Origin of the sequence: uncultured Campylobacter sp. (genome assembly GCF_938030685.1) — a bacterium.
Classification (GTDB): domain Bacteria; phylum Campylobacterota; class Campylobacteria; order Campylobacterales; family Campylobacteraceae; genus Campylobacter_B.
In genome coordinates this window covers 1-24,774 of record NZ_CALHHX010000034.1, presented here as the reverse complement: position 1 = coordinate 24,774, position 24,774 = coordinate 1, and the positions used below count along the sequence as shown (strand labels likewise).

General features: G+C 48.8%; 22 protein-coding genes and 4 tRNA genes. 16 read left to right on the top strand and 10 right to left on the bottom strand.

The genetic code is table 11. The annotated features are described in order from the left end of the window. Positions 1-80: 80 nt before the first annotated feature. The 7 genes from Q0369_RS01615 to Q0369_RS01585 all read left to right on the top strand — a co-directional run bounded on the left by Q0369_RS01615 (position 81) and on the right by Q0369_RS01585 (position 7,109). Positions 81-167, top strand: a tRNA-Leu gene (locus Q0369_RS01615). A gap of 16 nt (positions 168-183) precedes the next feature. Beyond that, positions 184-257: transfer RNA gene (locus Q0369_RS01610), tRNA-Cys, on the top strand. A gap of 20 nt (positions 258-277) precedes the next feature. Continuing rightward, positions 278-433 (top strand): hypothetical protein, encoded by a 156-nt coding sequence (locus Q0369_RS01605; RefSeq protein ID WP_177387338.1) that lies wholly within the window; start codon positions 278-280, stop codon positions 431-433. A 58-nt stretch (positions 434-491) separates the two neighbouring features. Further along, positions 492-579: transfer RNA gene (locus tag Q0369_RS01600), tRNA-Ser, on the top strand. 327 nt (positions 580-906) lie between these two features. Further along, positions 907-1,029, top strand: a complete 123-nt coding sequence (locus Q0369_RS01595) for a hypothetical protein (RefSeq protein ID WP_298095071.1) — start codon at positions 907-909, stop codon at positions 1,027-1,029. A gap of 282 nt (positions 1,030-1,311) precedes the next feature. Continuing rightward, positions 1,312-4,053: a pitrilysin family protein gene (locus tag Q0369_RS01590; RefSeq protein WP_298095068.1), complete on the top strand. Its 2,742-nt coding sequence runs from the start codon at positions 1,312-1,314 to the stop codon at positions 4,051-4,053. Between the two features lie 329 nt (positions 4,054-4,382). Beyond that, positions 4,383-7,109, top strand: coding sequence for a TonB-dependent siderophore receptor (locus tag Q0369_RS01585; RefSeq protein ID WP_298095065.1), 2,727 nt, complete (start codon positions 4,383-4,385; stop codon positions 7,107-7,109). Positions 7,110-7,399: 290 nt separating this feature from the next. Here Q0369_RS01585 and Q0369_RS01580 read toward each other — a convergent pair whose 3' ends face one another. Then, the gene (locus Q0369_RS01580) at positions 7,400-7,636 is read right to left on the bottom strand and encodes a hypothetical protein (protein WP_298095062.1); all 237 of its coding nucleotides are present in this window, start codon (positions 7,634-7,636) and stop codon (positions 7,400-7,402) included. 61 nt (positions 7,637-7,697) lie between these two features. Between Q0369_RS01580 and Q0369_RS01575 the strand changes: the two genes are divergently transcribed. Beyond that, positions 7,698-7,823, top strand: coding sequence for a hypothetical protein (locus Q0369_RS01575; RefSeq protein WP_298095059.1), 126 nt, complete (start codon positions 7,698-7,700; stop codon positions 7,821-7,823). Here Q0369_RS01575 and Q0369_RS01570 read toward each other — a convergent pair. From Q0369_RS01570 to Q0369_RS01530, 9 genes are all read right to left on the bottom strand, one after another. Further along, entirely contained in the window at positions 7,795-8,163 is a 369-nt protein-coding gene (locus tag Q0369_RS01570; protein WP_298095056.1) for a hypothetical protein, read from the bottom strand. The genes Q0369_RS01575 and Q0369_RS01570 overlap by 29 nt on opposite strands. Positions 8,164-8,562: 399 nt before the next feature. Further along, positions 8,563-8,853: a hypothetical protein gene (locus tag Q0369_RS01565; RefSeq protein ID WP_298095053.1), complete on the bottom strand. Its 291-nt coding sequence runs from the start codon at positions 8,851-8,853 to the stop codon at positions 8,563-8,565. Positions 8,854-9,229: 376 nt separating this feature from the next. Next, a complete protein-coding gene (locus tag Q0369_RS01560; RefSeq protein WP_298095050.1) occupies positions 9,230-9,844 on the bottom strand; it encodes a hypothetical protein in 615 nt (204 codons plus the stop codon). Positions 9,845-9,875: 31 nt separating this feature from the next. Then, positions 9,876-10,829, bottom strand: a complete 954-nt coding sequence (locus Q0369_RS01555; protein WP_298095047.1) for a Dyp-type peroxidase — start codon at positions 10,827-10,829, stop codon at positions 9,876-9,878. A 74-nt stretch (positions 10,830-10,903) separates the two neighbouring features. Beyond that, the gene (locus Q0369_RS01550; protein ID WP_298095045.1) at positions 10,904-11,095 is read right to left on the bottom strand and encodes a hypothetical protein; all 192 of its coding nucleotides are present in this window, start codon (positions 11,093-11,095) and stop codon (positions 10,904-10,906) included. Then, positions 11,056-11,143 (bottom strand) — tRNA-Ser (locus Q0369_RS01545). Before Q0369_RS01545 ends, Q0369_RS01550 begins: the two co-directional genes overlap by 40 nt. A gap of 448 nt (positions 11,144-11,591) precedes the next feature. Next, positions 11,592-13,049, bottom strand: coding sequence for an efflux transporter outer membrane subunit (locus tag Q0369_RS01540; RefSeq protein ID WP_298095042.1), 1,458 nt, complete (start codon positions 13,047-13,049; stop codon positions 11,592-11,594). After that, positions 13,036-16,194, bottom strand: a complete 3,159-nt coding sequence (locus Q0369_RS01535) for an efflux RND transporter permease subunit (RefSeq protein ID WP_298095039.1) — start codon at positions 16,192-16,194, stop codon at positions 13,036-13,038. Before Q0369_RS01535 ends, Q0369_RS01540 begins: the two co-directional genes overlap by 14 nt. Then, a complete protein-coding gene (locus Q0369_RS01530) occupies positions 16,194-17,321 on the bottom strand; it encodes an efflux RND transporter periplasmic adaptor subunit (RefSeq protein ID WP_298095036.1) in 1,128 nt (375 codons plus the stop codon). The genes Q0369_RS01535 and Q0369_RS01530 overlap by 1 nt, the downstream gene beginning before the upstream one ends. Positions 17,322-17,495: 174 nt before the next feature. On the opposite strand from Q0369_RS01530, the gene thiD reads away from it, so the two are divergent. The 8 genes from thiD to Q0369_RS01490 all read left to right on the top strand — a co-directional run bounded on the left by thiD (position 17,496) and on the right by Q0369_RS01490 (position 24,463). Further along, on the top strand, positions 17,496-18,611 hold the full coding sequence (gene thiD, locus Q0369_RS01525; RefSeq protein WP_298095033.1) for a bifunctional hydroxymethylpyrimidine kinase/phosphomethylpyrimidine kinase: 1,116 nt from the start codon (positions 17,496-17,498) through the stop codon (positions 18,609-18,611). Positions 18,612-19,181: 570 nt separating this feature from the next. Beyond that, positions 19,182-20,333, top strand: coding sequence for an MFS transporter (locus Q0369_RS01520; RefSeq protein ID WP_298095031.1), 1,152 nt, complete (start codon positions 19,182-19,184; stop codon positions 20,331-20,333). Positions 20,334-20,442: 109 nt separating this feature from the next. Next, positions 20,443-20,634 (top strand): DUF1440 domain-containing protein, encoded by a 192-nt coding sequence (locus tag Q0369_RS01515; protein WP_298095028.1) that lies wholly within the window; start codon positions 20,443-20,445, stop codon positions 20,632-20,634. A gap of 120 nt (positions 20,635-20,754) precedes the next feature. Continuing rightward, a complete protein-coding gene (locus Q0369_RS01510) occupies positions 20,755-22,338 on the top strand; it encodes a tannase/feruloyl esterase family alpha/beta hydrolase (RefSeq protein WP_298095026.1) in 1,584 nt (527 codons plus the stop codon). Positions 22,339-22,359: 21 nt separating this feature from the next. Beyond that, positions 22,360-22,833 (top strand): hypothetical protein, encoded by a 474-nt coding sequence (locus Q0369_RS01505; protein ID WP_298095023.1) that lies wholly within the window; start codon positions 22,360-22,362, stop codon positions 22,831-22,833. Between the two features lie 289 nt (positions 22,834-23,122). Beyond that, positions 23,123-23,590, top strand: coding sequence for a flavin reductase (locus Q0369_RS01500; RefSeq protein ID WP_298095020.1), 468 nt, complete (start codon positions 23,123-23,125; stop codon positions 23,588-23,590). Between the two features lie 109 nt (positions 23,591-23,699). Continuing rightward, positions 23,700-23,954 carry an SDR family NAD(P)-dependent oxidoreductase gene (locus tag Q0369_RS01495; protein WP_298095016.1) on the top strand — a complete coding sequence of 85 codons (255 nt, stop codon included), beginning with the start codon at positions 23,700-23,702 and terminating at the stop codon, positions 23,952-23,954. Then, positions 23,912-24,463: an SDR family oxidoreductase gene (locus Q0369_RS01490; protein WP_298095013.1), complete on the top strand. Its 552-nt coding sequence runs from the start codon at positions 23,912-23,914 to the stop codon at positions 24,461-24,463. The genes Q0369_RS01495 and Q0369_RS01490 overlap by 43 nt, the downstream gene beginning before the upstream one ends. The last annotated feature ends 311 nt before the right edge of the window (positions 24,464-24,774 follow it).

Below are 24,774 nucleotides of genomic sequence, written 5' to 3'. Positions count from 1 at the left end.
CGCAACCTTGCCATGGTTGATGTCGCGAGTTCGACTCTCGTTTCCCGCTCCATTTTACATTCTGTTTTTGTATTAAACGTGCCCGGATGGCGGAATCGGTAGACGCAAGGGACTTAAAATCCCTCGGAATTTTTTCCGTGCCGGTTCAAGTCCGGCTCCGGGCACCACCTAATAAGCCGGCGTGGCGACATAGCCAAGTGGTAAGGCATGAGCCTGCAAAGCTTTGATCCCCGGTTCGAATCCGGGTGTCGCCTCCAGATCCTAAAAAGGAGTTATTATGAGATACATACTAGCGGCTCTTTTGGCATTGATGGTTTTTAGCGGGTGCTCTAATACCTGGCACGGCGTAAAAGAGGACTCACACAATGCGGCTCAATGGACCAAAGAAAAGGTTCACAATGGCGCTGAGTGGGTCGGAGAAAAAACCGAATAAATTTCACGCGCAGGCCCCAACCTGCGCGAACTTTCGGCGGGATTTACCCGCCCTCAATCGGGAGATGGCTGAGCGGTCGAAAGCGGCGGTCTTGAAAACCGTTGAGGTGAAAGCCTCCTGGGGTTCGAATCCCTATCTCCCGGCCATTTTAATCTAAGCCAAATTTCATTTTAATTTCAAAAATTTCACATTTTATTTATACTAATTTTCATTTAATGCTCTTTAGGCTAAAATTTTATCCTGTAGCAAACGGCAGTTTAGGGCGGCGCGTTTATAAGCGGAGCACCAAAACGTCATACGGCGAAGAAGCCAAGATTGTGCGTCAATGGCTTGTTTGATCAATCCGTGCTAAAACAGCGCGCAGCAAGAATATGGTGATGTAAAATTTAAATGTTCGTCTGTTTCGCCATAAAAGCGACTGTGAAAGATAATTGCGAAATTTAGCTATAAAATTTCAAAGTTTAGCAGCTGCTATGCCAGACATAAATTTTAAAATTTACCGACTCGTGCTTTTAAATTTAGCCAGAGTCCAAGTAAATTTTAAAATTTATCTTGCGCGGGCGCGCCGCCGTACTGTCGTGCCGCCGCGCAGATAAAGATCAAATGCGCCTGCGCACCTCTGAGCGATAAAATAAATGAGAGAAGTCGCGCGGTGTGAGCCTAGGACCGATACGCTCGCGAAGCAGACGGGGGACTAGCGTAGCGAACAGGCGGGTTAAAAGTAGGCGGATCTAAGAGATATCGCAGGCTAGCAATCGGGGCGAGCAAATCTAAAAAATAGCGCAGAATGGCGCAGGCGAGCAGATTGATAAGCCGAAAGAGAAGAGTCTGCCGAAAGGCTGCGAGCGAATTTTACTAGAAATAATTAAAGGGCTTAAATGCGAAAAATTTTATTATTTTTACTGCTTTGTGCGGGGGCTTTTGCGCTTGAGTGGGACGAAGCCGTCCTGCGAGGATCGCTGCCAAACGGGCTTAAATACTATATTTTAGAAAATTCTGTGCCTAAAAATTCCGCCGTTTTTTATCTCATCGTGGATGCGGGCTCGATCGATGAGAGCCCTAATGAGCGCGGGCTTGCGCATTTCATAGAGCATATGTCCTTTAACGGGAGCCGCGATTTTAGCAAAAACGAGCTTATCAAAAAACTGCAGAGCCTGGGCGTGAAATTCGGCGCCGACGTAAATGCGCAGACGGGCTACGACAGCACGATCTACACGCTTAACATCGCCGTTAGCGAAGAAAATTTAAAGGACGTTTTTAAAATTTTTGCTTCGATTGCGGACGGAGTGGAGTTTAATCCGCTCGAGCTCGTAAAAGAAAGAGGCGTCATAATCGAGGAGGCGCGCAGCCGCGATACGCCGATCGCGAGGCTTTACGAGCGGATGGATGAGGAGCTTTACGGCGGCAGCGCGTATTTTGATCGCGCGCCGATCGGCGATATGGCGGTCATAAAATCCGTAAGCGCGCAGCGAATCAAGGAGCTTTATCAAAAAATTTACCAGCCCAGGTCTATGAAATTTATAGCCGTGGGCGATTTTAAAAGGGATAAAATTTTAAAACTGCTAGAGCAAAATTTTTCGCCTCTTAAAAATACAAACTCCTACGCCCGCCCGGATATGGGCATTCCGTCTAGGCAGGGTTTGAAAATTTACAATTACGACACGAATGAAACATCGCTAAATTCCGTCAAAATTTCGTTTTGGGAGGAATTTGCGCCACCAAATAGTGAGGCGAATGAGAGAAAAATTTTAAAAAGCGAGCTTATCTCAAGCCTTATTTCTACGATTTATGAGCGAGCGAAGGCTAGCGAAGGCGCGCTGCTGCGCGTTAATTTTTCCAGATCGAATTTGCAGTTTCAAAAAACGATCTATAACTTCGACGTCGCCGTTTTGGGCGGAGATTTTGACGGTGCGATCTCGCAGGTGCTCGGGCTAATCAAAGGCTTGCGAGATAGCGGCTTTGATGAGCGCGATTTCGCCCTTGCAAAGGATGCTTTAATCAGCTCGCGGCACAGCGCCTTTGAGCGCAAAAAAAGCGCAAATTCCGCGTTTTTTGCAAGAGAGATTCTTCATGCCGTAAAATCAGGAGACGTCCTGCCTAGCGCCGCAAAACAGCGTGATTTGGACATAAAGCTGCTGCGCGAGATCAGCCTAGATGAGCTAAATTTAGAATTTAGGCGCCTTACGGATCTGGGCGAGGTGCATGCAAGCGTCTTTAGCGGCTCCGGATATAATCTGGACGAGGCTAAATTTAAGAAGCTGCAAAGCGGCGCTAAGGCGATAAATACGCATGCCGCGCATAAAAAGGTGCCCGATAGCTTGGTTTCTAAAAACCTGCCTGAGGGCAAAATTTTAAGCAAAAGCTTTGAGCCGCGATTTAAATTTTATACTTACTTGCTTGAAAATAACGCGACTGTGATCTTAAAGCCGCTTAAGACGCGCAAGGATTTCATCTCGTTCGCCGCGGTAAGCAGAGGCGGAATGTCCAATCTGGCGCATCCGGGACTTGGTAGTTTTGCCGCGATGCTTGCAAACGAAAGCGGTGCGGGCGAGTTTAACAATTATGAAATTTCGCAAATTTTAAGCGGGCGGCAGGTGAATTATCGCAAAAATATCTCCGCATTTTCGCACGGATTTTACGGAAACTGCGGCTCGCAGGACCTCAAATGGCTGCTGGAAGCGATAAACTTAGAGCTTAGCTCTCCGCGCACGGACGAGAAGGCGCTGCGAAATTTAAAGATAAAATCGCTCGACGAGCTTGCGCGAAACGAGAAGCTGCCCGGGTATAAATTTAGCAGGGAATTTAGCGAGTTTTTTTACGGCGGCAATGCGCGAATGCGCCCTCTAAGCGCCGCGCAGATCAAAGCGCTTAACGCGGAGGAGCTAAAAAAGATCGTCTATGATAAATTTAGCAATGCCGCATCCTACACTTTCGTGCTTAGCGGCGATTTTGAGTTGAAAGACGCCGAAGTCCTCATAAAAAAATATCTGGCGAGCTTGCCTGCTCGCAATGAGCGCGAGGATTTTAAAGACGACGGAATTCGCAGCTTAAGCGGACGGCACGTTTTTATGCGCAACTATCAAAACTCCCCTAGAAGCGACGTCGCGCTTACCGCGATAAACAGATCCGCCCCGCACTCGCTTGAAAATGCAATTAAAATTTCAGCTCTAGCTTCGGTGCTTCAGGAAGCCCTTAGAGAGCGCATCAGAGAGGATGAGGGGCGCACTTACGGCTTTTCGGTCGCTTCGAGCCTAAGCCGCATTCCGTACGAGCACTCGAGCCTTCATATTTCGTTTTCCTGCGCGCCGCAAAATACGGATCAAATTTTATCCGCAATCAGAGAAATTTTTGCAGAGATCGCAGGCGGCGGATCGGACGTAGCGCGACATCTTGAAAATTTTAAAAAATCTCAGATCATCACGGCTCGTACCGCTCGCGAAAGCCCCGAGTTTTGGAACGACGCGCTCGTAAAATACGCGCTTTGGAATGAGGAGATCGCCGATTTTAAGACCTTTGAAACGATCGTAAATTCCATTTCGCCGAAAGATATTGCGGAGGCGGCGCAGACCTATATTTTTGACACCGATGAAACCGTGAGGATAAATGCGCCGAAATTTTAGCGGGCTGGGCGTCTTTAAATTTTACTCGGAGAAATTTACTAAGCGCGTTTAAATTTAACGGCGCTTGCACGGCAAATTTTATCTCCGTAAATTTAGCAGTTTAAAAATGAACTCAAGAATAAAGCTCAATTAAACCCATCTGCGTCATGCATAGATTTTAGATAAATTTTATTACAAAATGAAATTGCTTTACCGATATATCGCTATTTTGTTACATTTTTTCTATTGTTTGCATAAGTTATATAATTGTTATCACTTTTATTGAAATTTAAAATATTATTGGCTAAATTTTCAAGGTCTTAATTTTTATTTTCAAAAAAGGAGAAAAAATGATTGTCGATTTTTGGGCCTGTAAGCCATGTGAAAGCGGCGCAGGCCGCAATTATTCCGCTTCCGTAAAAGGCGAGAAATCCACTCAAAATCGCTGCGGGGGGGGGCTTGCACGCTCCTTAATAGTCGCGGCGTGTCTTTGCGGCCTAAGCGTCGCGCAGGATTCGTCTGAAAATAACGCAACCAGAAGCGTTGTTACCAAAGAAGGCTCGGAGGCACGAAGCTCGGCTGCTACGACAAATAGTTATAAATTTCCCGAAATAGTAGTTGTCGGCAACATTGACTCTAGCCTGACGAGCGTCGGCGATAGCTATGGCGGTACGCAAAAAATAAGCAGGACGATGATCGAGTCGATGCCTAGCGGCAACGGCGACTTCGTGCAGCTTTTGCGCACCAATCCAAACGTGCAATTCAGCTCCACAAATCGCCAGAGCACGACGCTGGGCGAGATCAGCCCCGCAAACATAAGCATCAACGGCGCGAAGTATTGGCAAAATAACTTTATGCTTGACGGCGCGAATATGAATAACGATCTCGATCCCGCTAGAAATCCGGGCGGCAATCCTACGCGCTTTTCGGCGTTTGATACGATGAATTCCGTCTCGCAAGGTATGGCGATCGATAGCGATTTTTTACGGAGCGTCGAGGTGCACGATAGTGGCGTCTCCGCCAAATACGGCGGATTTACCGGCGGCGTAGTGGAGGCTAAGACGCGAGATCCGCGTGCGGGATTTCACGGCAAATTTTCGATGCAGCACACCGAGGATAGCTGGACTAGATACCATATCTACGGCGATGAGCAAAACTTTGAAAACTCCGCTACGCCTCTAAATCAGCCGAGATTCGATAAGTGGATCACGAGATTAAATTTAGAGGGCACCGTTACCGAGGATCTGGGCTTGATGTTCGGTTATACCAACACTAGAAGTAAAATTCCGCTCAAGGCCTACGACAGAAGATACAACGCCGATACGACCATCACCGAGCGAGTTCAGAGGCGAAATATTGACAACTACTTCCTAAAAGCGCTTTGGTATGCAAGCGACCGCCTAACTATAACGCCTAGCGTAACCTACGCGCCCGAGCGAAACAAAATGTTTAACGACCATATCAAGGACTCCTACGCCGATATGAAATCGGGCGGTTTAAATTTAGCGCTTAAAACCGACTACGATGGCGATTTCGCTAGGTTTAATCAAATTTTATCCTACAGCAAACTGGAGAGTTCGCGTGATGCGGAGAATGAATATTACAGGGCTTGGCAATACTCAAACGTAAAGAATTGGGGCAGTAAAATTTTATCTGCTTCGGCGATAGAGGGCGGCTTTGGGGATCTCGATCAGACTCAAAAGAGCTTTTCGTACAACGCGGATTTGGAGTTTAATGAATTTGATCTCGGCGGCAGTAAGCATAGATTTATCACGGGCTTTGAGTTTAAAAAGCAAGAGGCTAAATTTAACGTAAGAAAAGAGTTTATGACCGCCAGCGGAATAGCACCGCTACCTGCGGGCGTACATGCTTGCGATCCGAATGACGAGCTCTGCTCTATAGACGATTCTTTTGCGAGACTCGGCAGAAGCGGCCAGTTTTTTACGCGAAAAAGCTATTACAAGGGCAATACTAAGGTAGATATGAAGAGCTTGGCGGTTTATCTGGAGGATGAGATAAAAATCGGTGATCTTACCTTGCGACCGGGCGTAAGACTAAATAGGGATAATTATATGAAGCAAACGACTGCGGCACCGAGATTTAACAGCTACTACGATATTTTCGGCGACGGCGATTCGATTCTTAGCTTCGGTGCAAACCGCTACTACGGACGCAATCTCTTTACCTACAAATTAAGAGAGGGGCGAGAGGGGCTCGCCACTACCTACACGCGCCCACGCAATGCTTATACGCAAAATTGGACGCAACTGCCAAAAGACCCGTCTCTAACTAAATTTAACGAGCTAAGGGTGCCTTATGAGGATGAGCTGGTATTTGGGGCAAAGCAAAAGCTTGGGAATTTTGAGTTTTTCGGCAAATATGTAAGCCGCAAGGGCAGGGATCAGATCATCAAATCTACGCGAAGAGATCTAGGTCTAGCGCCGAATCCGAACTACCAAAACAACTATCAAACCTTTACTAATGACGGCAGAAGCGAAAATAAAATTTTAACCTTCGGCGTTAAAACGATCGATGATTATGAGGCCTTCGGTACGCTAAATGGCTTTGAGCTAGGCTTTGAACACATCAAGATGAAAACGAACAACACCCTTTATGACATATCGCTTGATAGAGAAACGCTCGAAGATGAAAAGATCGTCGAATATGACGGCAGGCTGATGAGGCTATCGGAGCTTCCGGCGCAGGACTATGCTAGGCCTTGGACTGCGAGCCTAAATATCATCACGAAAATCCCAAGCTACGGCATCAGCGTAAATAACTTTCTATCGTTTAAAGGCTCGCAAGAAGCGATCGCTCGCACGGGCAGGACGCCTGCGGGCAAGTATCCTGCCAGATATGACAAATACGAAAAGGTAAATCTCGGCAAAAGCTACAGCTGGGATGCGCGCATCGGATACGCCAAAAAGATGGCGGGCGAGGTGGAATTTTTTACGAATTTAGACATCTACAACGTCCTAAATAAGCGCAACAAAGCAAGGCTTAGCAGCGATACCTCGCTCGATCTGGTCTATGAGGCGGGCAGGCAGTTTTGGCTGGAAGCGGGCATTCGGTGGTAGCATAAGCTAAATTTGCGGAGCTTTTAAAATTTCACGGCTCCGCAAAATTTCGTGAAATTTTTTAAAATTTAGGGCATTTTGCGAAATTTCAAATTTCACGCCATGCTCCTTAAAATTTCGTACCGCGCTGTAAAATTTTTAGCGTGCGCATCGTATGATTTAGCGTGCACGCCGTAAAATTTTAACGTATGCGAAATTATAAAATTTACGCACAAATTTAACTTGCAACTAATTTAAGGAGCCGAAACGGCTTTTTAAATTTTAACGCCGATATCGCTTAATAGGCTCTTTCATTGAAATATCACAAACTGCTTTTGAAATTTTGACGGGCTGATCTGCCGCTCTTTTGGCATGTAGCGGCAAACCCTTTCAAAATCCGCCGCGCTCATCATAAAACTGATAAATTCGCCCTTGCCGTCATAGATGATCAAAGTATCGATCGCACGAAAGCTAAATTTCCCCTCCGTGATCTTTGAAAAAATCAGTTTAGAGGTGAAAAACGGCAAAACCAATGCCGTCAGGCTCATAATAAAAATTATAAATCCTCTAAAGCTCTGTAAAAATCCGGCAAACGCGACGGCTATTACGATGAACGAAAGCGCAATGCCTGCGGAATTTCTAGCGGGTACGATATGTCCGAATAGCGGCGTGGCGGTGAGCTTTATGAGCGATATTTCATCAAATTTTATAGATTTCGTGATTTTGCTTTATTGACGTAGTTGATACTCCTATTCGTCAAATGAACAAAGCGCGTATGGGCACTGTTGAGATAGGATACGACGGCGAATGCTACGGAAACAAACGGCGTATAGTATGGGAAAATATCGCCTATATACAGAAACACCGGTACCGCCAAGGGAGCGAAGAATAGGTTATAAATAAAGAATACTATTATGTTGTAGTCTTTGATGACGAGGGGTTTATTATCAAATTTCGGCGGATTTTGGCGCTCGGCGCCGTTTTGTTTAGGCTGCTGCGACTTCTGCGATTCGTCTTTTAAATTTTGCATTAAATTTACTCCCGTTTCAAAATTCGTCGCTAGCAGCTCGGGCATTTTGCGCTGTTAAATTTAGCTTTTGATTTCATCGTCAAACAGCGCGCTTTCATTCGCGTTATCACTTTTTAGCTTAAAATTTTAAATCATACAGCGGTGCCTATGCGTTTGCGCTGATATCGAGCTCGCTGCGAAAATTTAAATTGCCCTCCTGCAAACGCTCCGCGCTCGTACAAAGCTGTAGCCTGCCCAGACTCGGCGCACCCATCGCTATCTCATGACCTTCAAATCCCGCATTAAATTTGCCGTTCGCGTCGCACGCCTTAGCGATGCAATCCCAAGCAGAGCTCGTTTGCGCCCTTTTAAAATTTGATTTCGTTTAAATTTGTCCGTGCTTTCATCTGTGTCGCGCATCGGTACCGCATGTGTTTACCGCACCGCCGCATAAAATTTCGAGACTCACAGCTCGAAATCAAAGCAGTAAAAATCATCCGCTTCGCTCCAGAGCTCTTTTAGCGAGAGTCCATCTATCTGCGGCGCGCCGTAGAGTTCCTGCAGCGTAGCGAAATGCCGCTCGCCGCTCGCATTTGCGCCTACTTTGTCCGCACATCTTTGAAACGAGCAGCGATCCGCATAGGCGATGATCATATACTCCACGCCGCGCAGGCAAAAGCTAAGCTCGGGCTCACCGCCCTCGGCTACGCATTTTAGCAGCATTTGCTCTATGGTTTCAAATGAATATTTCGGCATTTCGCTCCGATCTTAAAATTTTATCTCTTTCGCCGCATATCGCGAGCCGTTTTATTCCGCCAAAAAGCCGAAGCGCTCGATCATATCCAAAAGCATATCGGCTCTGCAAATTTCATTGTCCAGCAGATCGTCGTATTGATCCAGCAGTCGCTAGGCGCCTTGCGCCACGGGCCCTAGATATTCCTTAGCCTGCGCGGGCTCGCCCTTCATCACGTAGTATTCGCCTAAGATCACGCGAGTTTGCGTCTTGCTAACCTCGTCGCCTTCGCCCTCTATCGCCTCTTTTAGGCTCTACACGCCGCCCTCCTCAAGCCCCCGCGAGATCTGCGTTACCTTCTGTAAAGCTTCGCATCCATTTTCGCTCCTTTGCAAAATTTTATTTAAAATAATAGAACAAATTTCCGCCGTACTCAAGATCCACGGACTCCTTGCTGTCAAAAAACAGCTTAAATTCCATGTGGCTCAGATATTTGGCGTCCTGTGCTTTCTCTATAAAATTTCTTATCAGCCGCTCTATCTTTCCGCCCCCTTCGCGGCGTGCCGCGTCTTGTCTCGTGAAATAAAAAACTACGGGCGCGTCGGACACCGCTGCGATATACCAAATTTTAAGCGGCGCTAAAAGCTCGTTTCGGTTTCGCAGCAGCTCCTCTACCGCGCCTTGGATCAGATCGGTGCGGATCTGCGACTCGAAGGACTCGACCGAGATATAAAAATTCCTTAGCCCGTTTAGTTTCTCGAAAAGCGGCGTGCTGGCGAGGTAGCGCTCGATGCACTTTTTATCGGTGATTTTTGCGGCGTCTTTATCGAAGCGAAGCACGATCTTAAGCCACGCCGAGTCCCTGCCCGCGCCGTAAAACGCGCTGATAGGACGAACCTTAAATTTAGAGTTTATAAACTCCAGTAAGCCGCTGATATTTTCGCTGTTTTCGGCTCTATTTTCTATGATCTCTTTGCAGCGCCTGCTTTGATACGGGCTTAGATCACAAAACATCGCGTGCCTTTAAATTTAAAGTGATTTAAATTTAGCCCGCATCGTAAGCCTCGAGCATATCGAAAGTCGGAGCGAAAAAGAGCGCGCCCGTCTTTGCCGTGCTAAAATCTAGCAGCCGGTCATAGTTGCCCCGCGGACGGCCGATAAACATACTCTCAAGCATCAGCTCTAGCGTGCTAAAGGTGCTTGCGTAGGCGATGAAGTAGGTTCCCGTCTCGCCGCCTTGCATAAACGGCATATTGCCGCGCACGACCTTTTTGTCGTCGCCGACGTTGGCTGCGGCGGAGTGCGAGTTGCTGGGCTTTATCTCCTCGCTCATTTCGATGTCGTTTTGTTTGCTGCGCCCGATGACGCGCTCCTGCTCGGCGACGCCCGCGGCGTTCCACGCGCTCATATCGTGGATGTATTTTTGCGTAAAAAGATAACTGCCACCCTTGTACGCCGCATCTTCGTCGCCTACCTTGGCGAAAAAGTCGCGATCTGCGCCCTGTGGGTTTTCGGTACCGTCCACAAAGCCGATGATAGCGCGTCCGTCGTAGTATTTAAAGCCACAGATCTCCTCCTCGCAGGTCGCAACGTCCTTTAGCACGGCTCTGATCTCGCTTGCCATATCGTAGCAAACGGCTTGATTCGCCGCTCTGATGTGGATATGGATATCGCCTCCGGTAGCGGGCGCGATGTGTTTATCGCCCCTAATCTCTTCGAAATTTTTTAGCTCCTTCGGCAAAGGCTTCGGCAAGCCGAGCATTTTCCACGCCTCAAAGCCCACGCCCAGCACGCAACTCGTTTCGCTAGCCGCGCCGAATCTCGTAACGGCGGTTTTGTTTAAATTTATCACCAAACCGCAAAGCCTCTCGAAAGCCTTTTTGCAGGCGGTCTTGCCCGCACCAAAGCGCCAGATCATAAATACGGTGTTGTTGCCGGGTGCGTCGGTTACGTTTTGGGATTTTGCGTGCGCACAGGCGTAACTTTTTTCTTTACTCATTTTCTCTCCTTTAAAGTAAAATTTAAAAGTAATTTTAGCGCAATATCGGTAAATAGCGGGCGCAGAGATAGAATTTAGGCGGCTTTGGGTTTGATTTCGGCGGAGGAAATTTTGTCTTTGATCGTAGGATTTGCGGCAAGGGTGGAATTTGGCTTTAAATTTATAGAATTTACGCCGAGTGGGAAGTGAAATTTTGAAGTTTTGCACGGATGAAATTTTAAGATAGTGGCAGATGGGAAGGGATTCGAACCCTCGAAAGCTTGCACTTTACACGCGTTCCAGGCGTGCTCCTTCAACCGCTCGGACACCCATCTAAATTAAAAGTCGCGATTATAGCGAAAATCTAAAATTTTGCCAAATTCCGTTTCGGCGCGCAACCGCTCGCCTTCAAATTTGAAAATTCTGCATGGGAACAATATGCAAAATCTTTACGGCAGCCCGCGCGACACCGCGCTCGGAATTCTATCGCGCTGCTTGGAATTTGTCTGCAGCGATTAGAATTTTGCCGTGCTGCTTGAAATTCTACTGCGCCGCTAAGCCAGGCTGTTTTGGGCTTCCTAGCCGAGCGGTGATCTTACCTTGCTGCGGCTATCTGAAATTTAGACTATTTTTAAAATTTGGATCCATCGCCCGCCGCAGGGCTAAATTTAAAAAGCGCAAGCAAATTTTACTTTCATATAGTCCGCTTGCGCCGTAAAATTTCGGCGGCGCTTTAAATTTACGGGTATTTTAAAATTTTGCGCCGCCCGTAAATTTATAAAGCTAATTAAAAATTCTATCCTTCGGGAAGGCGGACATATCGGGCCGTACATCCTGCTCCGCGCCGATAAGCGCCTTGATCTCGCTATCTTCTATGCTAAAGCCGCCGCCGAGCGCCTTGTAGGCGTTTACCGTCGCGCTTAGCACGTCAAGATCGGTCTGCACTTTGTTTAGCTGCGCGCTAAGTAGGTTTCGCTGCGAATCCAAAAACTCCAGATGGTCGCTGTAGCCCGCCTGATACCTGCTCGAGGCGTTTGAGTAAATTTTGCTCTGCGAAGCGACGAGATCGGCGAGGCTTGCCTGTCTTAATTTGGCGTTTTGCACTCCTATCAGCGCGTCGCGAACGTCGCCGAAAGCGGTTTTAAGCGCTTTGTCGTATGCGATGAAGCTTGCATTTTGCTCTAAATTTGCAAGCTCTACGCGCCTTTTTTGGCGGCCAAAATCAAGTAGCGGCCCTACGAGCGAGCCGCCGATGCTCCATGTGCTCGCACTTGCGGTAAACAGCCTGTCAAACTCGCCGCTTGCATATCCCGCCGAGCCCGTAAGCGAGAAAGTAGGGAAGTAGCCCGCCTTGGCGACGCCCACTAAAAAGTTGCTTGCGCGCAGATTTTCGAGCGAGCTTGCGACATCCGGACGGTGCAGGATCACGTCGCTTGGGATTCCGCTTGGGATCTGCGGAGCGCTAGGCATTTTCGCAGCGGTCTGCGGCGCGCCGCGTAAAATTTCATCGTAGCTCTTGCCCGTTAGGATATTTAGCGAGGTCTGCGCTGCGGAGAGCTGATTTTGCACGCTTATGAGGCTTGCCTCGGCGCTTTGGACCGCAGCTTTGGCCTGATAAAATACGATCTCGCTAACCGCGCCCGCATCGAGCTGCTTTTTGCGGTAGTTTTGCGTATCTTGATAGCTTTTTAGGCTGTCTTTTAAAATTTTCTCCTGCTGCTTTAACGCTAGTAGCGTAAAATAGGTCGTCGCAACCGTGCTAGTGATCGTATTTTTGGCGGTTTCGTAGTCGTATTTCGTCGCATTAAATTTCGATCGCGCCGAATCTACGCTGTTGCGCACGCGCCCCCAAAGATCGATCTCGTAGCTTAGCACGGCGCCGATCTGATACGCGCCGTGAGAGTTGCGATCGGGCTGGTTGCCGAAATTATTTTGGCGCACCGCGCTGCCGCTTAAATTTACGTTCGGCAGGTACTCAAGCTTGTTTAGTCCCAAATTTACGCGCGCATACTCGACGTTATTCAGCGCGGTTTGCAGGTCGGAATTTTGCTCCAGCGCGCTTTGGATCAGGGCGTTTAGCTGCGGATCGTTAAAGCTTTTCCACCACTGCGTGCTAACGTTAGTGCTTGCGTAATCCGCCTTAAAGCCGGTCTGTTTCTGCGGCGTAACGGGCTTGAAATTGCAGCCGCAAAGTAAAATTCCAAGCGTCAAGGCGCTTAAAAGAGCGTTATTTATTTTCATCGTTCACCTCGTTAGTTTGGACTTTTTTGCCGCGTCTATCAAGCCAAGCGTTGAAGCTTTCGAGCAGGTAGAAAAACAGCGGCACGAAAAAGATCGCGATTGTAGATGCCGCGAGCATTCCGCCTACGACGCCGGTTCCTAGCGCATGGCGGCTAGCAGCGCCTGCACCGGTAGCGATAACCATCGGAAGCACGCCGAGGCCGAACGCAAGGCTCGTCATCACGATAGGGCGAAACCTCATCTTGGCGGCCTCTACGGCGGCCTCGGCGATAGGGCGGTGGTTGTTTAGGTGCTCGTTCATCGCAAATTCTACGATCAAAATCGCGTTTTTCGCCGCCAGACCGATTAGAAGCAGCAAACCGATCTGAAAATATATGTCGTTATTCAGCCCGCGGAAATATGTAAACACGAGCGCGCCGAATACCGAAAACGGCACGGCGGTAAGTACGGCAAGCGGCATGAGCCACCTTTCGTATTGAGCCGCCAGGATCAAAAACACGAAGATCATTCCAAATACAAACGCCTGCGAGCCTTTGCCGGTCTCGCTGACCTCTTGATACGCGGAGCCCGCCCAGCCGATAGAATATCCGCTAGGAAGCTCCTCTTTTATAACCTCTTGGATCGCTGCAATCGCCTGACCCGAGGTATAACCCGTATTTGGCTCGCCCATAATCTGCGCTGCTGGGAAGGCGTTAAATCTATTAACGGAATCCGGGCCCAAAGAGCGCTCAAGCCTCACTAAGGAATTTAACGGTATCAGATCGCCACTAGCGCTGCGGACGTAGAGCGATTTTAGATCGTTAGGATCGTCTCTGTAGTTTTGTGTAGCGCGGATATAGACCTTAAACGTACGACCCATAAGGTTAAAGTCGTTGATGTAATACTGCCCGATGGTAGAATTTAGCACGGTAAAAATGTCGGCTATTTTAACGCCTAGCATCTTTATCTTCTCTTTATCGAGATAGAGCTTATACTGCGGGAAATCGGTATCCAGCGTCGTTCGAACGAGCTTTAAAGCGGGGTGTTGATTGGCTTTGGCAGTTACGCGATCCATATCTGCGCGAATTTCATCGTAGCTCTTGCCCGTCGTGCTTTGCGCGTAGAGCTCAAATCCGCCCGTAAGCGAAAGCCCCATAATAGGAGGCGGCGTAACGACGTAAGTCATCGAGTTGCGATCCGCGCCGTAGAGCTGCCCGTTTAGCGCGGCAGCTATGGCGAAGTTGGAATTTTCATCGCCGGGGCGCTCCTTCCAGTCTTTTAGCTTCATAAAAAAAGCTCCCGCATTTTCTCTAAGCGCTCCGGCTAGCATATCGTATCCCGTGATTTGGGTTATATCTTTTACGTTTGGATACTTTTTAGCGATACTTGCGATGAAATCCTGATCGGCTTCCGTCCTAGGTAGAGTAGATGCCGACGGAAGCGTAGTCATCGCCATAATCGAGCCTTTGTCCTCGTTAGGCACCAGGCCGCTAGGAGTGAGCACAAGAAGCTTCACCATCGCATAGATGATGATGCCCACAAAAACAAGGCTGATTAGTACGTGGCGCAAAACCATGCCGACACCTGCGGCGTAAATTTTAGTTGAGATGCTAAAAAGATTATTAAACCATCTTATAAAGAAAAAAGGCTCAGATTCCTTTTTTTGCAAAATTAGAGCGCAAAGTGCGGGCGTTAGTGTAAGGGCTACGAAGCCTGAAAAACATACCGAGGCTACGAGCGTTAATGCAAATTGCCTCTGCATAACCCCGGTAAAGCCCTCCATAAACGCAACCGGCACAAAAACCGCCGAAAGCACGAGCACGATGGAGATGACGGGCGCTATGATCTCGCCCATCGCCTTTGTAGTGGCTTCTTTGACGCTAAGATCCGGCTCTTCGTGCAAAATTCTCTCCACGTTTTCGATTACTATGATCGCGTCGTCCACGACGATGCCGATAGCTAAAATAAGCGCAAAAAGGGTAATTAAATTTATAGAAAATCCGAAGGCGTAAATTCCGATAAACGCTCCGCAGATCGATACAGGCGCAGCAAGCGTCGGAATGATCGTCGCTCTAAGATTGCCTAAGAACATATACATAACGATGATGACGAGGATTAGCGCTTCAATGAAAGTATGAATGACCTCTTCGATCGAGACTTTTACGAAGCTCGTCGTATCGTAGGCGACGTCGTAGGTCAGCTCGCCTGGGAAATTTGGTTTAAGCTCGTCTATGCGCTTATTTACCGCTTCAACTACGGCTAGGGCGTTGGCGCCACTTTGCATAAAGATAAGCACAGGCACCATCTCTTTACCGTTAAATTTCGCCGAGATATTGTAGCTTGCGCCGCCAAGTTTGACCTCGGCGACATCTTTTACGCGCAAGAAATTCCCATCTTTTTGCGCGCGTATGATGATATTTTCAAACTCTTCGACGGTTTTTAAACGACCCTCAGGCTTGATCGCATAGACGTAGGGATTGCCTAAGTTCATCGGCTGCTCGCCCATCTTACCCGCGGCGTATTGGCTGTTTTGCTCGCTTATTGCGGCGATTATCTCGGCAGTCGTAACGTTAAATTTCTTAAGTAGCTCAGGCTTAACCCAGATCCTCATAGCATAGTCTTTCGTACCCAGCGCTTGAGCTTCGCCGACGCCCGGCACGCGCTTTAGCTCATCTACGACGTTGATAGCTACGTAGTTTTGCATCTCTACAACATCCATCTGTTCGCTAGGATCGTAAAACGCAAGCACTTCGAGCATCGTACTGCTACGCTCGGTGACGGTTACGCCGTAGCGGCGCACTTCATCGGGAAGTAGCGTAAGAGCTGGCGTGACGCGGTTGTTTACATTGACTTTCGCATCTGCTGGATTTGTGCCGATTTGAAAATATACGTTGATACGAACATCACCGGAGGAGCTTGCTGAGCTTTCCATATAGATCATATTTTCAACGCCGTTGATTGCGTTTTCAAGAGGGGCTGCGACGACGTCGGCAATCGTCTGCGCGTCCGCGCCGCTATACGTAGCGCTAACGACGATTTGCGGCGGCGTGAGTTGCGGATACTCCTCGACGGAGGAATTTTTAAGAGCCAAAACGCCCGCGATTACGATGATGATCGAAACGACGCAGGCAAAAACGGGGCGGTTGATGAAAAATTTAGAAAACATTATTTCCCGCTTTCCGCATTGCTCTGAGATGCTTCAGGCTGTCCCGCTACGTAAGGATTGGTGCTCGCGGGTACGGGAGTGACCTTGGAGCCCACGTTGATCTTTTTAAAATTATCTAAAATGATCTGATCGCCGTCCTGCAGCCCGCTTGAGATCGTCGCCGTGCGGGTATCTTGCGCCGCGATTTTGACCACCTTTTTAGCGACCTTTCCGTCTTGCACGACATAGACTATGGTGTTGCTAAGATCTTGCTTGAGCGCAACTTGCGGAATTTTAAAACCGTTTTTCTGATAAAAGCCCTCGACGCTTACTTTGGTAAAAATTCCAGGGCGAATTTCTAAGTTTGGATTTGGAATTTGAGCCTTGGCGCTGACGGACGCAGTGTTTGTATTGATGACACTATCGATGAAGCTTAGCGTGCCGTTGTAGTCCTTGCCGCCGAGATTTATGCTTACCTGACGACCCAGCTGCTTCCACTGCCCGTTTTTTAAATTTGCATCAAGCTCCAGTCTATCGACGTCCGCGATGCCGAATTCTACGTCGATCGGATCAAATTTAGAAAGCCTAACCAGATCCTCGCCAACGTTTACGTATGCGCCTACGTCCTTTTGCGTATCGCCCGCCATGCCGTCAAAAGGTGCGGTCACGAGCGAGTGGTCAAGATCGATCTTTGCGCTTTTAAAATTTGCTTCAGCCACCATAAACGCGGCCTTTGCGGTGTCGAAATCCTTTTGAGAGATCGTATTGCTGGCTTTTAGCGCCTTGGCTCTTTTGTAGTCCGCCGAGGCGTTTTGCAGATTAGCGTTTGCGCTGTCAAACGCCGCTTGGTAGCGCGAGCGGTCGATTTCGTAGAGCACGTCGCCCTTTTTGACGCTACGACCAGGCTCGAAAAGCTGCTTTTCGATGGTGCCCGAAACCTGCGGCTTTAGCATTATCTCAAGCTCGCTTACGGTCTGTCCGTTAAATTTTAAAATTATCGGCACGTCGGCGGATTTGGCGGTAAATACGCCTACCGGCAGCGCGGGAGCCTCGCCGCCTTGCTTCGCGCCTTTATCTTCCTTTTTTTCAAAATAGGAGCAGCCCGAAACCAAAAACGCTGCGAAAATCAAACTGGCGACTCTTTTCATGTAAATTCCTCTATTTGGATTAAAATTTTGTATTTGTAATAGTTATTACGAATAAATTATAAATTATAATAAAAACTATATAAATAAAACTTAAATTTAACCTGTAAAATAATATATCGGACGGAATTATAGCGGAATTTCGATATAATCGCGCTAAAATTTTAAAGGCTTTTTATGAGAAAAATTCTTACTATCGCGGGTTCGGACAGCGGCGGCGGCGCGGGCATCCAAGCCGATATCAAGACGATCAGCGCGCATAAGATGTTTGCTATGAGCGCTATTACGGCGCTTACGGCGCAAAATTCGCGCGGCGTATTCGGCGTACTGGATGTTCCGCCAGATTTTGTGGAGGCGCAGCTCGATGCGATTTTTAGCGACATCTTTCCGGACGCCGTTAAAATCGGAATGATCTCCAATGAGGGGGTTGCCGAGGCTATCGCAAAGAGTCTGAGCAAGCACGGCGCGAAAAATGTCGTTTTAGATCCCGTGATGGTTGCTACTAGCGGTGGAGTTTTGATGAAACAAAGCGCGCTGCATGCGCTAAAATACAAGCTCGCCCCTGCCGCGGAGATTATCACGCCCAACGTGCGCGAGGCTGAGGTCTTGGCGGAGATGAAAATTTTAAGTTTAGCAGGTATGCGCGCTGCTGCAGTTAAAATTTCGCAGTTTTTCGGCGGCGCGATTTTGATTAAAGGCGGCGATCTTGCGGCTGCGAGCGCGACTTGCATTGCGGCGGAAGCGGACGCAGATAAAATGAATGCGGCGCGAAATTTTAATGCTTCGCAGCGCGAGACGGGCGAAAATGGCGCATGCGAAAATTCTGCGAGCTCGACGAAGAGCGCAAATTTCGCGGGTAAAAATTTTACTAGCGGAGGCGGAAATTTAACGACGGGTGCGGAGTCTTCTTTTGGGCAAAATTTATCTGCAGCGCCTTTAGATATAGGTTTTAAACCGAGCGGCGAGGGCGGGGATTTGAGAAATTTCGCGGTCGATATTTTGTATGAAAACGGCAAATTTTACGAGTTTTCGGCGCCTAAAATTGTTACGCGTAACACCCACGGCACGGGCTGCACGCTCTCAAGCGCAATCGTGTGCGCGCTGGCGACGGGACTTAGCTTGCCCGCAGCCGTCGCCCATGCCAAGGGCTTCGTGCGTAGGGCGCTTGGCTGGGGTGAGCAGATCGGGCACGGATGCGGCGCGATAGATCATTATTTCACGGTCCAAGATCCCTTCGGCGCGGACTTTGGCGGATCTTGCGCGAATGAAATCAAAATCATCTCTCGAGACTAAAATTTCAATCGCTCGTTGAAGCCCCTCATTCGTTAAAATTCCAAGACTCCGCCGCTAATTAAATTTAATCTAGCGACACAAGTTATATACAAACGGTTCATTGCGACTTGTGATAAACGGCGGGATTGCGCGGCTAAAAAGCGTGCGCTACGGGGATATGCGCACTTAAAATTTTAGTTGATTTTTAGGCATCATAATCCGCGTAGAATTTTAAAGAATTTTTGAATTTTATTGTAGGGTTCGCGTTGCAAGTTAGGGCTTTCCTTATTTGCCTTATGCTATAGCTCTGCTTCGTGGCATTGTTAAATTTGCGTTATTTCTTATAGGGCTTTATGCGCGAAAAAAGAGGATTATAAATATCAACCAGTCATTCGTTCACTGCTCGCGTTGCTCAAGGTAGATGCATCGCATTGTATGCCGGCGTTGCGCTATACCTGCCGCATTGTGCCCTCTAGCTGCGAACTTAGCGATCTATGCCCGCCGCCTCATATTCGCTGAGCTTACTAAAATTCCAAATTTCCTCGCAAAAGAGTTATAATGGCTAAAATTACGTAAATTTAGGAATTTAAAATGCGCTGCAAGCAAGGACTACTACTCTTAATCATCGCCTCAGGGATAATCTCTGCCGCAGATAACTGGATCGCATCGCTACTGCTGCCTAGCATCGCAGATACGTTTGGGGTGCAGGTAAGCGCCGCCTCCGCAGTTTTGACGGCATATCTGATCCCCTATGGCTTACTTCAGCCGGTTTACGGACATCTTAGCGATCGCTACGGCAGAGGTAAAATTTTAATCTCGCTAATGCTCTTTTTGGCGATATTTACGCTTCTTTGTTCCACTGCAAAAAGTTTAGCGTGGCTTGTTTTATTTCGCTTTTGCACGGGATGCGCGGCAGCGGGTATAATCGCTGTCTGCCTCGGCGTTATAGGCGATGCATATGACGATAAGGATAGACAAAAAATCGTAGCGATATTTCTGGGTTCGGTATTTTTAGGGCAGGGGCTGAGTGCGGCTTTAGGCGGATGGGCAGTGGCTAGATTTTCTTGGAGGGAGATATTTTTAGCCTTTTCTGCGCTGTCTGCAGTATCTTTCGTATCACTATTTACGCTAAATTTCAAAGACGCTCCGAAAAATGGAGGCGAAAGCTTTGTAAAATCCCTAGCCAGCTTGCGCGGCGATGCTGCGCTTTTGAGAAGTTATTTTTTGGCTTTATGTAACGGCGCAATCGTGCTTGGGGCGTATTCATTCATAGGTGCTTATCTGCTTAAAAAGCTGGGTTTGAGCTCAAATTTCGCCGGAGCTTGCCTTATGCTTTACGGCGTCGCTTGCTTTTTGGCAGGAAACGCTGCTAGATATTTAAAAGAGAAATTGCCGCCAAAAGAAATTCTAACCCTCGGTTTTTTGGCGTCCGCTTCGGCGCTGTGCCTTTTGGCGAGTTGCTTCGCTGCCACCGCATATGTAGGGACGTTTTTGCTGGGATTCGGCTATGTTTGCGCGCAGTCCGTCCTAGCAAGCGCGGCACTTCGTTGTGGCTCCGCCAAAGGTCTATCCTCTGGGATCATAGGCACGGCGATATTTTTCGGAGGTGGTATCGGTACTGCCGTAGGTGGCAAGGCGCTTGAATATTTAAGCTACCAAGGGCTATTTTGCGGCTTTGCCGCGTTAGCCGCCGCGCTGCTGATTTTTTACCGTGCAAGCTTTAAGGGCACGCGAGAAATTTAATTCTCTGCAACAATAGCAGAATTTAAAATTAAACACACTTTGCTGCCGAGAAATTTCATAAAATTGCGCTATTTCAGGGCGCCGCATTGGTATCGTTGTAAATATCGCCGTGCATTGCATCACGCTGCCGATTTTAGGGTTCACGCTGCCGCTTTTTCAGCTTCCGTGGTATGAGTTTGTTTCGGAATTTTTCGGGCACGCGGTTTGGTTTTGGGCGATCAAAGTATTTCGTCGCGATCCACGAAACCGCTTAACCGACGAGCCAGATTCTGCGGATCGCTCAAGTGCTTCGTCCCTTTAATTAAAATTTGAAATCCCGCATGGCTCCGCTAGGAATTCCATAACTTTCCAAATGCACTTGATATTCACGATAAATTTTTATGTTAAAATTATGATTAATAAAATTTCAAAAGGAGCGGCAATGAAATATAAAATTTTAGTTGCAACCTTTACGGCTGCTTTGGGCTTACATGGCGCGTTTGCGAGCGATTTTGACGAGCGGGCTTGCGTGGCGCTAAAGAGCACGAAAATTTACGATACAAAGATCAGTGAAGCGATCTGGAATCAAAGCGGCGAAATCAACGCCGATAGGATGTCTGCGCTAACCGGTGGAGCCAAAAAGGCGCTAAAAGCCGCGCCTCACTGCATAATTCACGGCGAGATAGCCTCGCGCACGGGTTCGGACGGCAAGCATTACGGCATAAAATTTGAGCTGCGCTTGCCAGGCGACTGGAACGGCAAACTGCTATTTCAGGGCGGCGGCGGTCTGGACGGCTTCGTCGCGCCGGCTCTTGGCGCCGTGCCTATCCGCACGAGTAGCGCAACGCCCGCTTTGATGAGGGGCTACGCGGTCGTAACGACCGATTCTGGTCATCCAACGCCGACGCCGGAGTTTGGGCTCGAGCAACAGGCGCGGTTAGATTACGCGTATCAGGCTATCGGCAAGGTCTCGAGCGTCTCAAAGCAGCTGGTTTTTGCGGCGTATAAAAAAGAACCCGCGCACAGCTACTTTATGGGCTGCTCAAACGGCGGGCGCTCGGCTCTGATGGCGGCGCAGAGGTATCCGCTGGAATTTGACGGCGTAATCGCGGCAAATCCAGGCTTTAGGCTTTCGCGCGCGGCGATCGCGGAGCAGTGGGATAACCAGCAGCTTATGAAGATCGCTCCTAAAAACGCCGCGGGGGATAAAATTTTCGCAAACGCCCTTACGCAGGAGGATCTGGATAAGCTAAGCAAGGCGGTGCTGGATAAATGCGATGCGCTAGACGGGCTAAAAGACGGAATCATCGGCGCTTGGGAAAGTTGTAAATTTGATCCTAGCGGACTTAAACTGCCCAAAGATAAAATTTCTGCGATAAAGGCGATATTTAACGGCGCAAAAAACAGCAAGGGCGAGCAAATTTACAGCGGCTGGTTTTACGATGCCGGAGTAAATCAGCCCGGCTGGCGCATGTGGAAGCTTGGCGACTCGCAAACGGCAGAGCCAAATGCTAGAAATATCGTGCTCTCAAAGGGTTCGATGAATTATTATTTCTTGACGCCGCCGCAACCGGAGTTTGATCTGATGAAATTTGATTTCGATAAGGACGTAGAGCGAACATTCGAAACCGCGGCGATAAACGATGCGATTTCGACCAAGCTAGATAGCTTCCGCGCTAACGGCGGTAAGCTCATCATTGTAACGGGCGTTTCCGATCCCGTATTTTCGGCGATGGATCAGCGCGATTGGTTTAAAAAGCTAGTGGAAATGAACGCGAATGCGGACGAATTTGCGCGATTTTTTGCACTGCCTGGGATGAATCACTGTGGCGGCGGTAACGGCATCGATGACGTCGATCCGCTAAGCGCGCTTGAAGCGTGGCGCGAGCAGGGAACGGCTCCATCTAGCCTGCTAGGCAAAAGCACGAGCCGCGCGGGTAAGCAGATCCCGATTTGCGCGTATCCAAAAGTGGCTACCTACGTAGGCGGCGACGAAAATAGCGCGAGTAGCTTTGAGTGCAGATAAAATTTATTTAAAGGAGTAAAGATGAGAGGTAAAATTTTAATCGCGGCCTTTGCGGCGGCGCTTTTGTGCGGCTGCGCGGCGCACGATGCAAAGCTAGGCAAGGAAGCGGATAAGAGAAGCGAAAGCGCGGCTGCGGACTGCGGCACGAGCGAGGGCGTCTGCAAAGTGCCCGCCGTGCAGGGGCCGATGGTAGGCGGCGGCACGGATGAGCACGGCTGCTTGATCGCCGCAGGGCAAAGCTTTTCAAAGATCAAGAATGGCTGCGTGCAGGTTTTTGACGTCGCGGACGTGAGGCTGCACGATCCGGATAACGCTACGCTTGCGATCTACGGGATATTTTCCGCGGATAAAAGCAGGGTTGAAATTTTTTGGTCGAGCTTGCCGCAGAGCGAAATTTTAAGCAAAGTTAAGGGGGGCTGCTACGTCTCGAAGGACGGAAAAATTTCGCTGCTAAAAACAAAAAGCGGCAAGGACTATAAGATCCACAGAAAATAGCAGGTGAAATTTTAAGCCCGCTAAATTTCGCGCGCCGCGAAAGAATTTAATCCAAGCGCGCCAGGACTTAGACCGGCTCAGCAGGCTAAGACGTAAATTTAGAGCAAATTAATACCGAGCCGATTCGATTATTCGCGGTATCTGCCGTCTATGAAAATTTAATCAAAGGAGCAAAAATTGAGGTCATAAAAGTAGGTCTACAAAAATCATACCGTATCCTAAACCCGGGCGCGACCACACTCGTATCGGCCAAATACGATGCGACGTCAATGCAATGGCGATAACGTAGGTGCAGGCGCTTGACTACGACAAAGTTACCATCGTGCCGCACAATGGCTCATGCGCGGGGACGCTCATCGAAAAGAGCGGGTATTTCGCCGTGCAGATCCCCACGGCCGCGCAGGCGGAGCCGCTTAGCGAGCTAGGCGCCGAAAACAACTCGCGCTTTGATAACGCGGACAAGATGAAAAACGTGGAAATTTTTTATAAAGATGACTCCCGCGTACCGCTGATCGCGAGCTGCGCGGCGTGGCTAGTTTGCAAGCGTATCCCCGAGCCTCACAACGAGCAGAGTTATGATCTTTTCATCGGCGAGGTCGTTGCGGCGTATGCGGACGAGCGGGTCTTTGACGGCGGGCACTGGCTGTTTGAAAAGGTTCCTGACGAGCTAAAGACGCTTCACTACGTCGCCGGCGGTCGGTATTATCTAGACGGCAAAGCAATAGATACCAAGCGCACGCCCATAAGCGACGAATAACCGCCTCGCAAAACGTGGGTGAATTTGCAAATTTAAGACGAGCGCGCGCGTAAATACGCGGCAGGCTTCGGTAAAATTTCAAACTAAAGAATCTAAAAAAGGATAGAAAATGAAAAAATATATCGTCATCACCGGCGCAAGTTCAGGTATCGGAGCGGCCGCGGCAAAGGCGTTTGCAAGGCGCGGAGAAAATTTGATCCTAATCGCGCGCAGAGCGGAGCTTCTGCAAAGCTTAAAGGACGAGATCGCTAAAATTTCGCCCAAACCAGACGTCGTCGTTAAAATTTGCGACCTTGCGCGCAGCGAGAACGTCCTAGCGCTTTGGGACGAGCTAAAAAGCTACGAGCTAAAGGGGCGCTCATAAACAACGCGGGCTTCGGAGATTACGGCGCGGTCGGCGAGCGCGATCTATCCAAAATTTCGCAGATGCTGGAGCTCAGCATCATTTCGCTTGCGCTGCTAAGCCACCTCTTCGTGCGCGATTACAAGCATAAGCCCGCCCAGCTCATCAATATCTCCTCCGCGGGCGGCTACAGCATGGTGTCAAACGCCGTCACCTACTGCGCGAGCAAGTTTTTCGTAAGCGCCTTTACGGAGGGCTTGCATCGAGAGCTGGCGCAGGATAAAGACGCCAAAATGCAGGCTAAAGTTCTAGCTCCCGCCGCGACTAAAAGCGAGTTTTGCGACGTAGCTTCGGGAAAGCGCGGATTTGATTACGATGCGGCGTTTTCGCAATACCACAGCAGCGAACAAACGGCAGAATTTTTGCTCACGCTTTACGATAGCGATGCATGCATCGGAGAGGTGGATTTGGCTAGCTTCGAATTTAAACTTAGCGAACCGAAATTTAATTATATAGCAGCCGCCAAATAGCGGATCGGGTGAGGCGCAAGCTCACTTATAGCTTGCGCTGTTAAGTTGCTTCTTTACGTGCGAGCAGGACTTGATTAGCTTCGTAGCGACAAGCTGCGCAGGCAGGCGCCTTTGAATTTTACGCATTTATAGATCGCACGATGAGCCGTGCTGTGCAGACGATATGCGCGTAAAATTTAGAATAACGTAGCGCCGGAGTTAAATTTGACCGCAAAGCGCGATAAAATTTAAAGAAATTCAAGGAGCGAAAATGGGTAAATCCGCCTTGGTGCTGGGCGCTACGGGCGTCGTGGGCAGGGAGCTGGTACGCG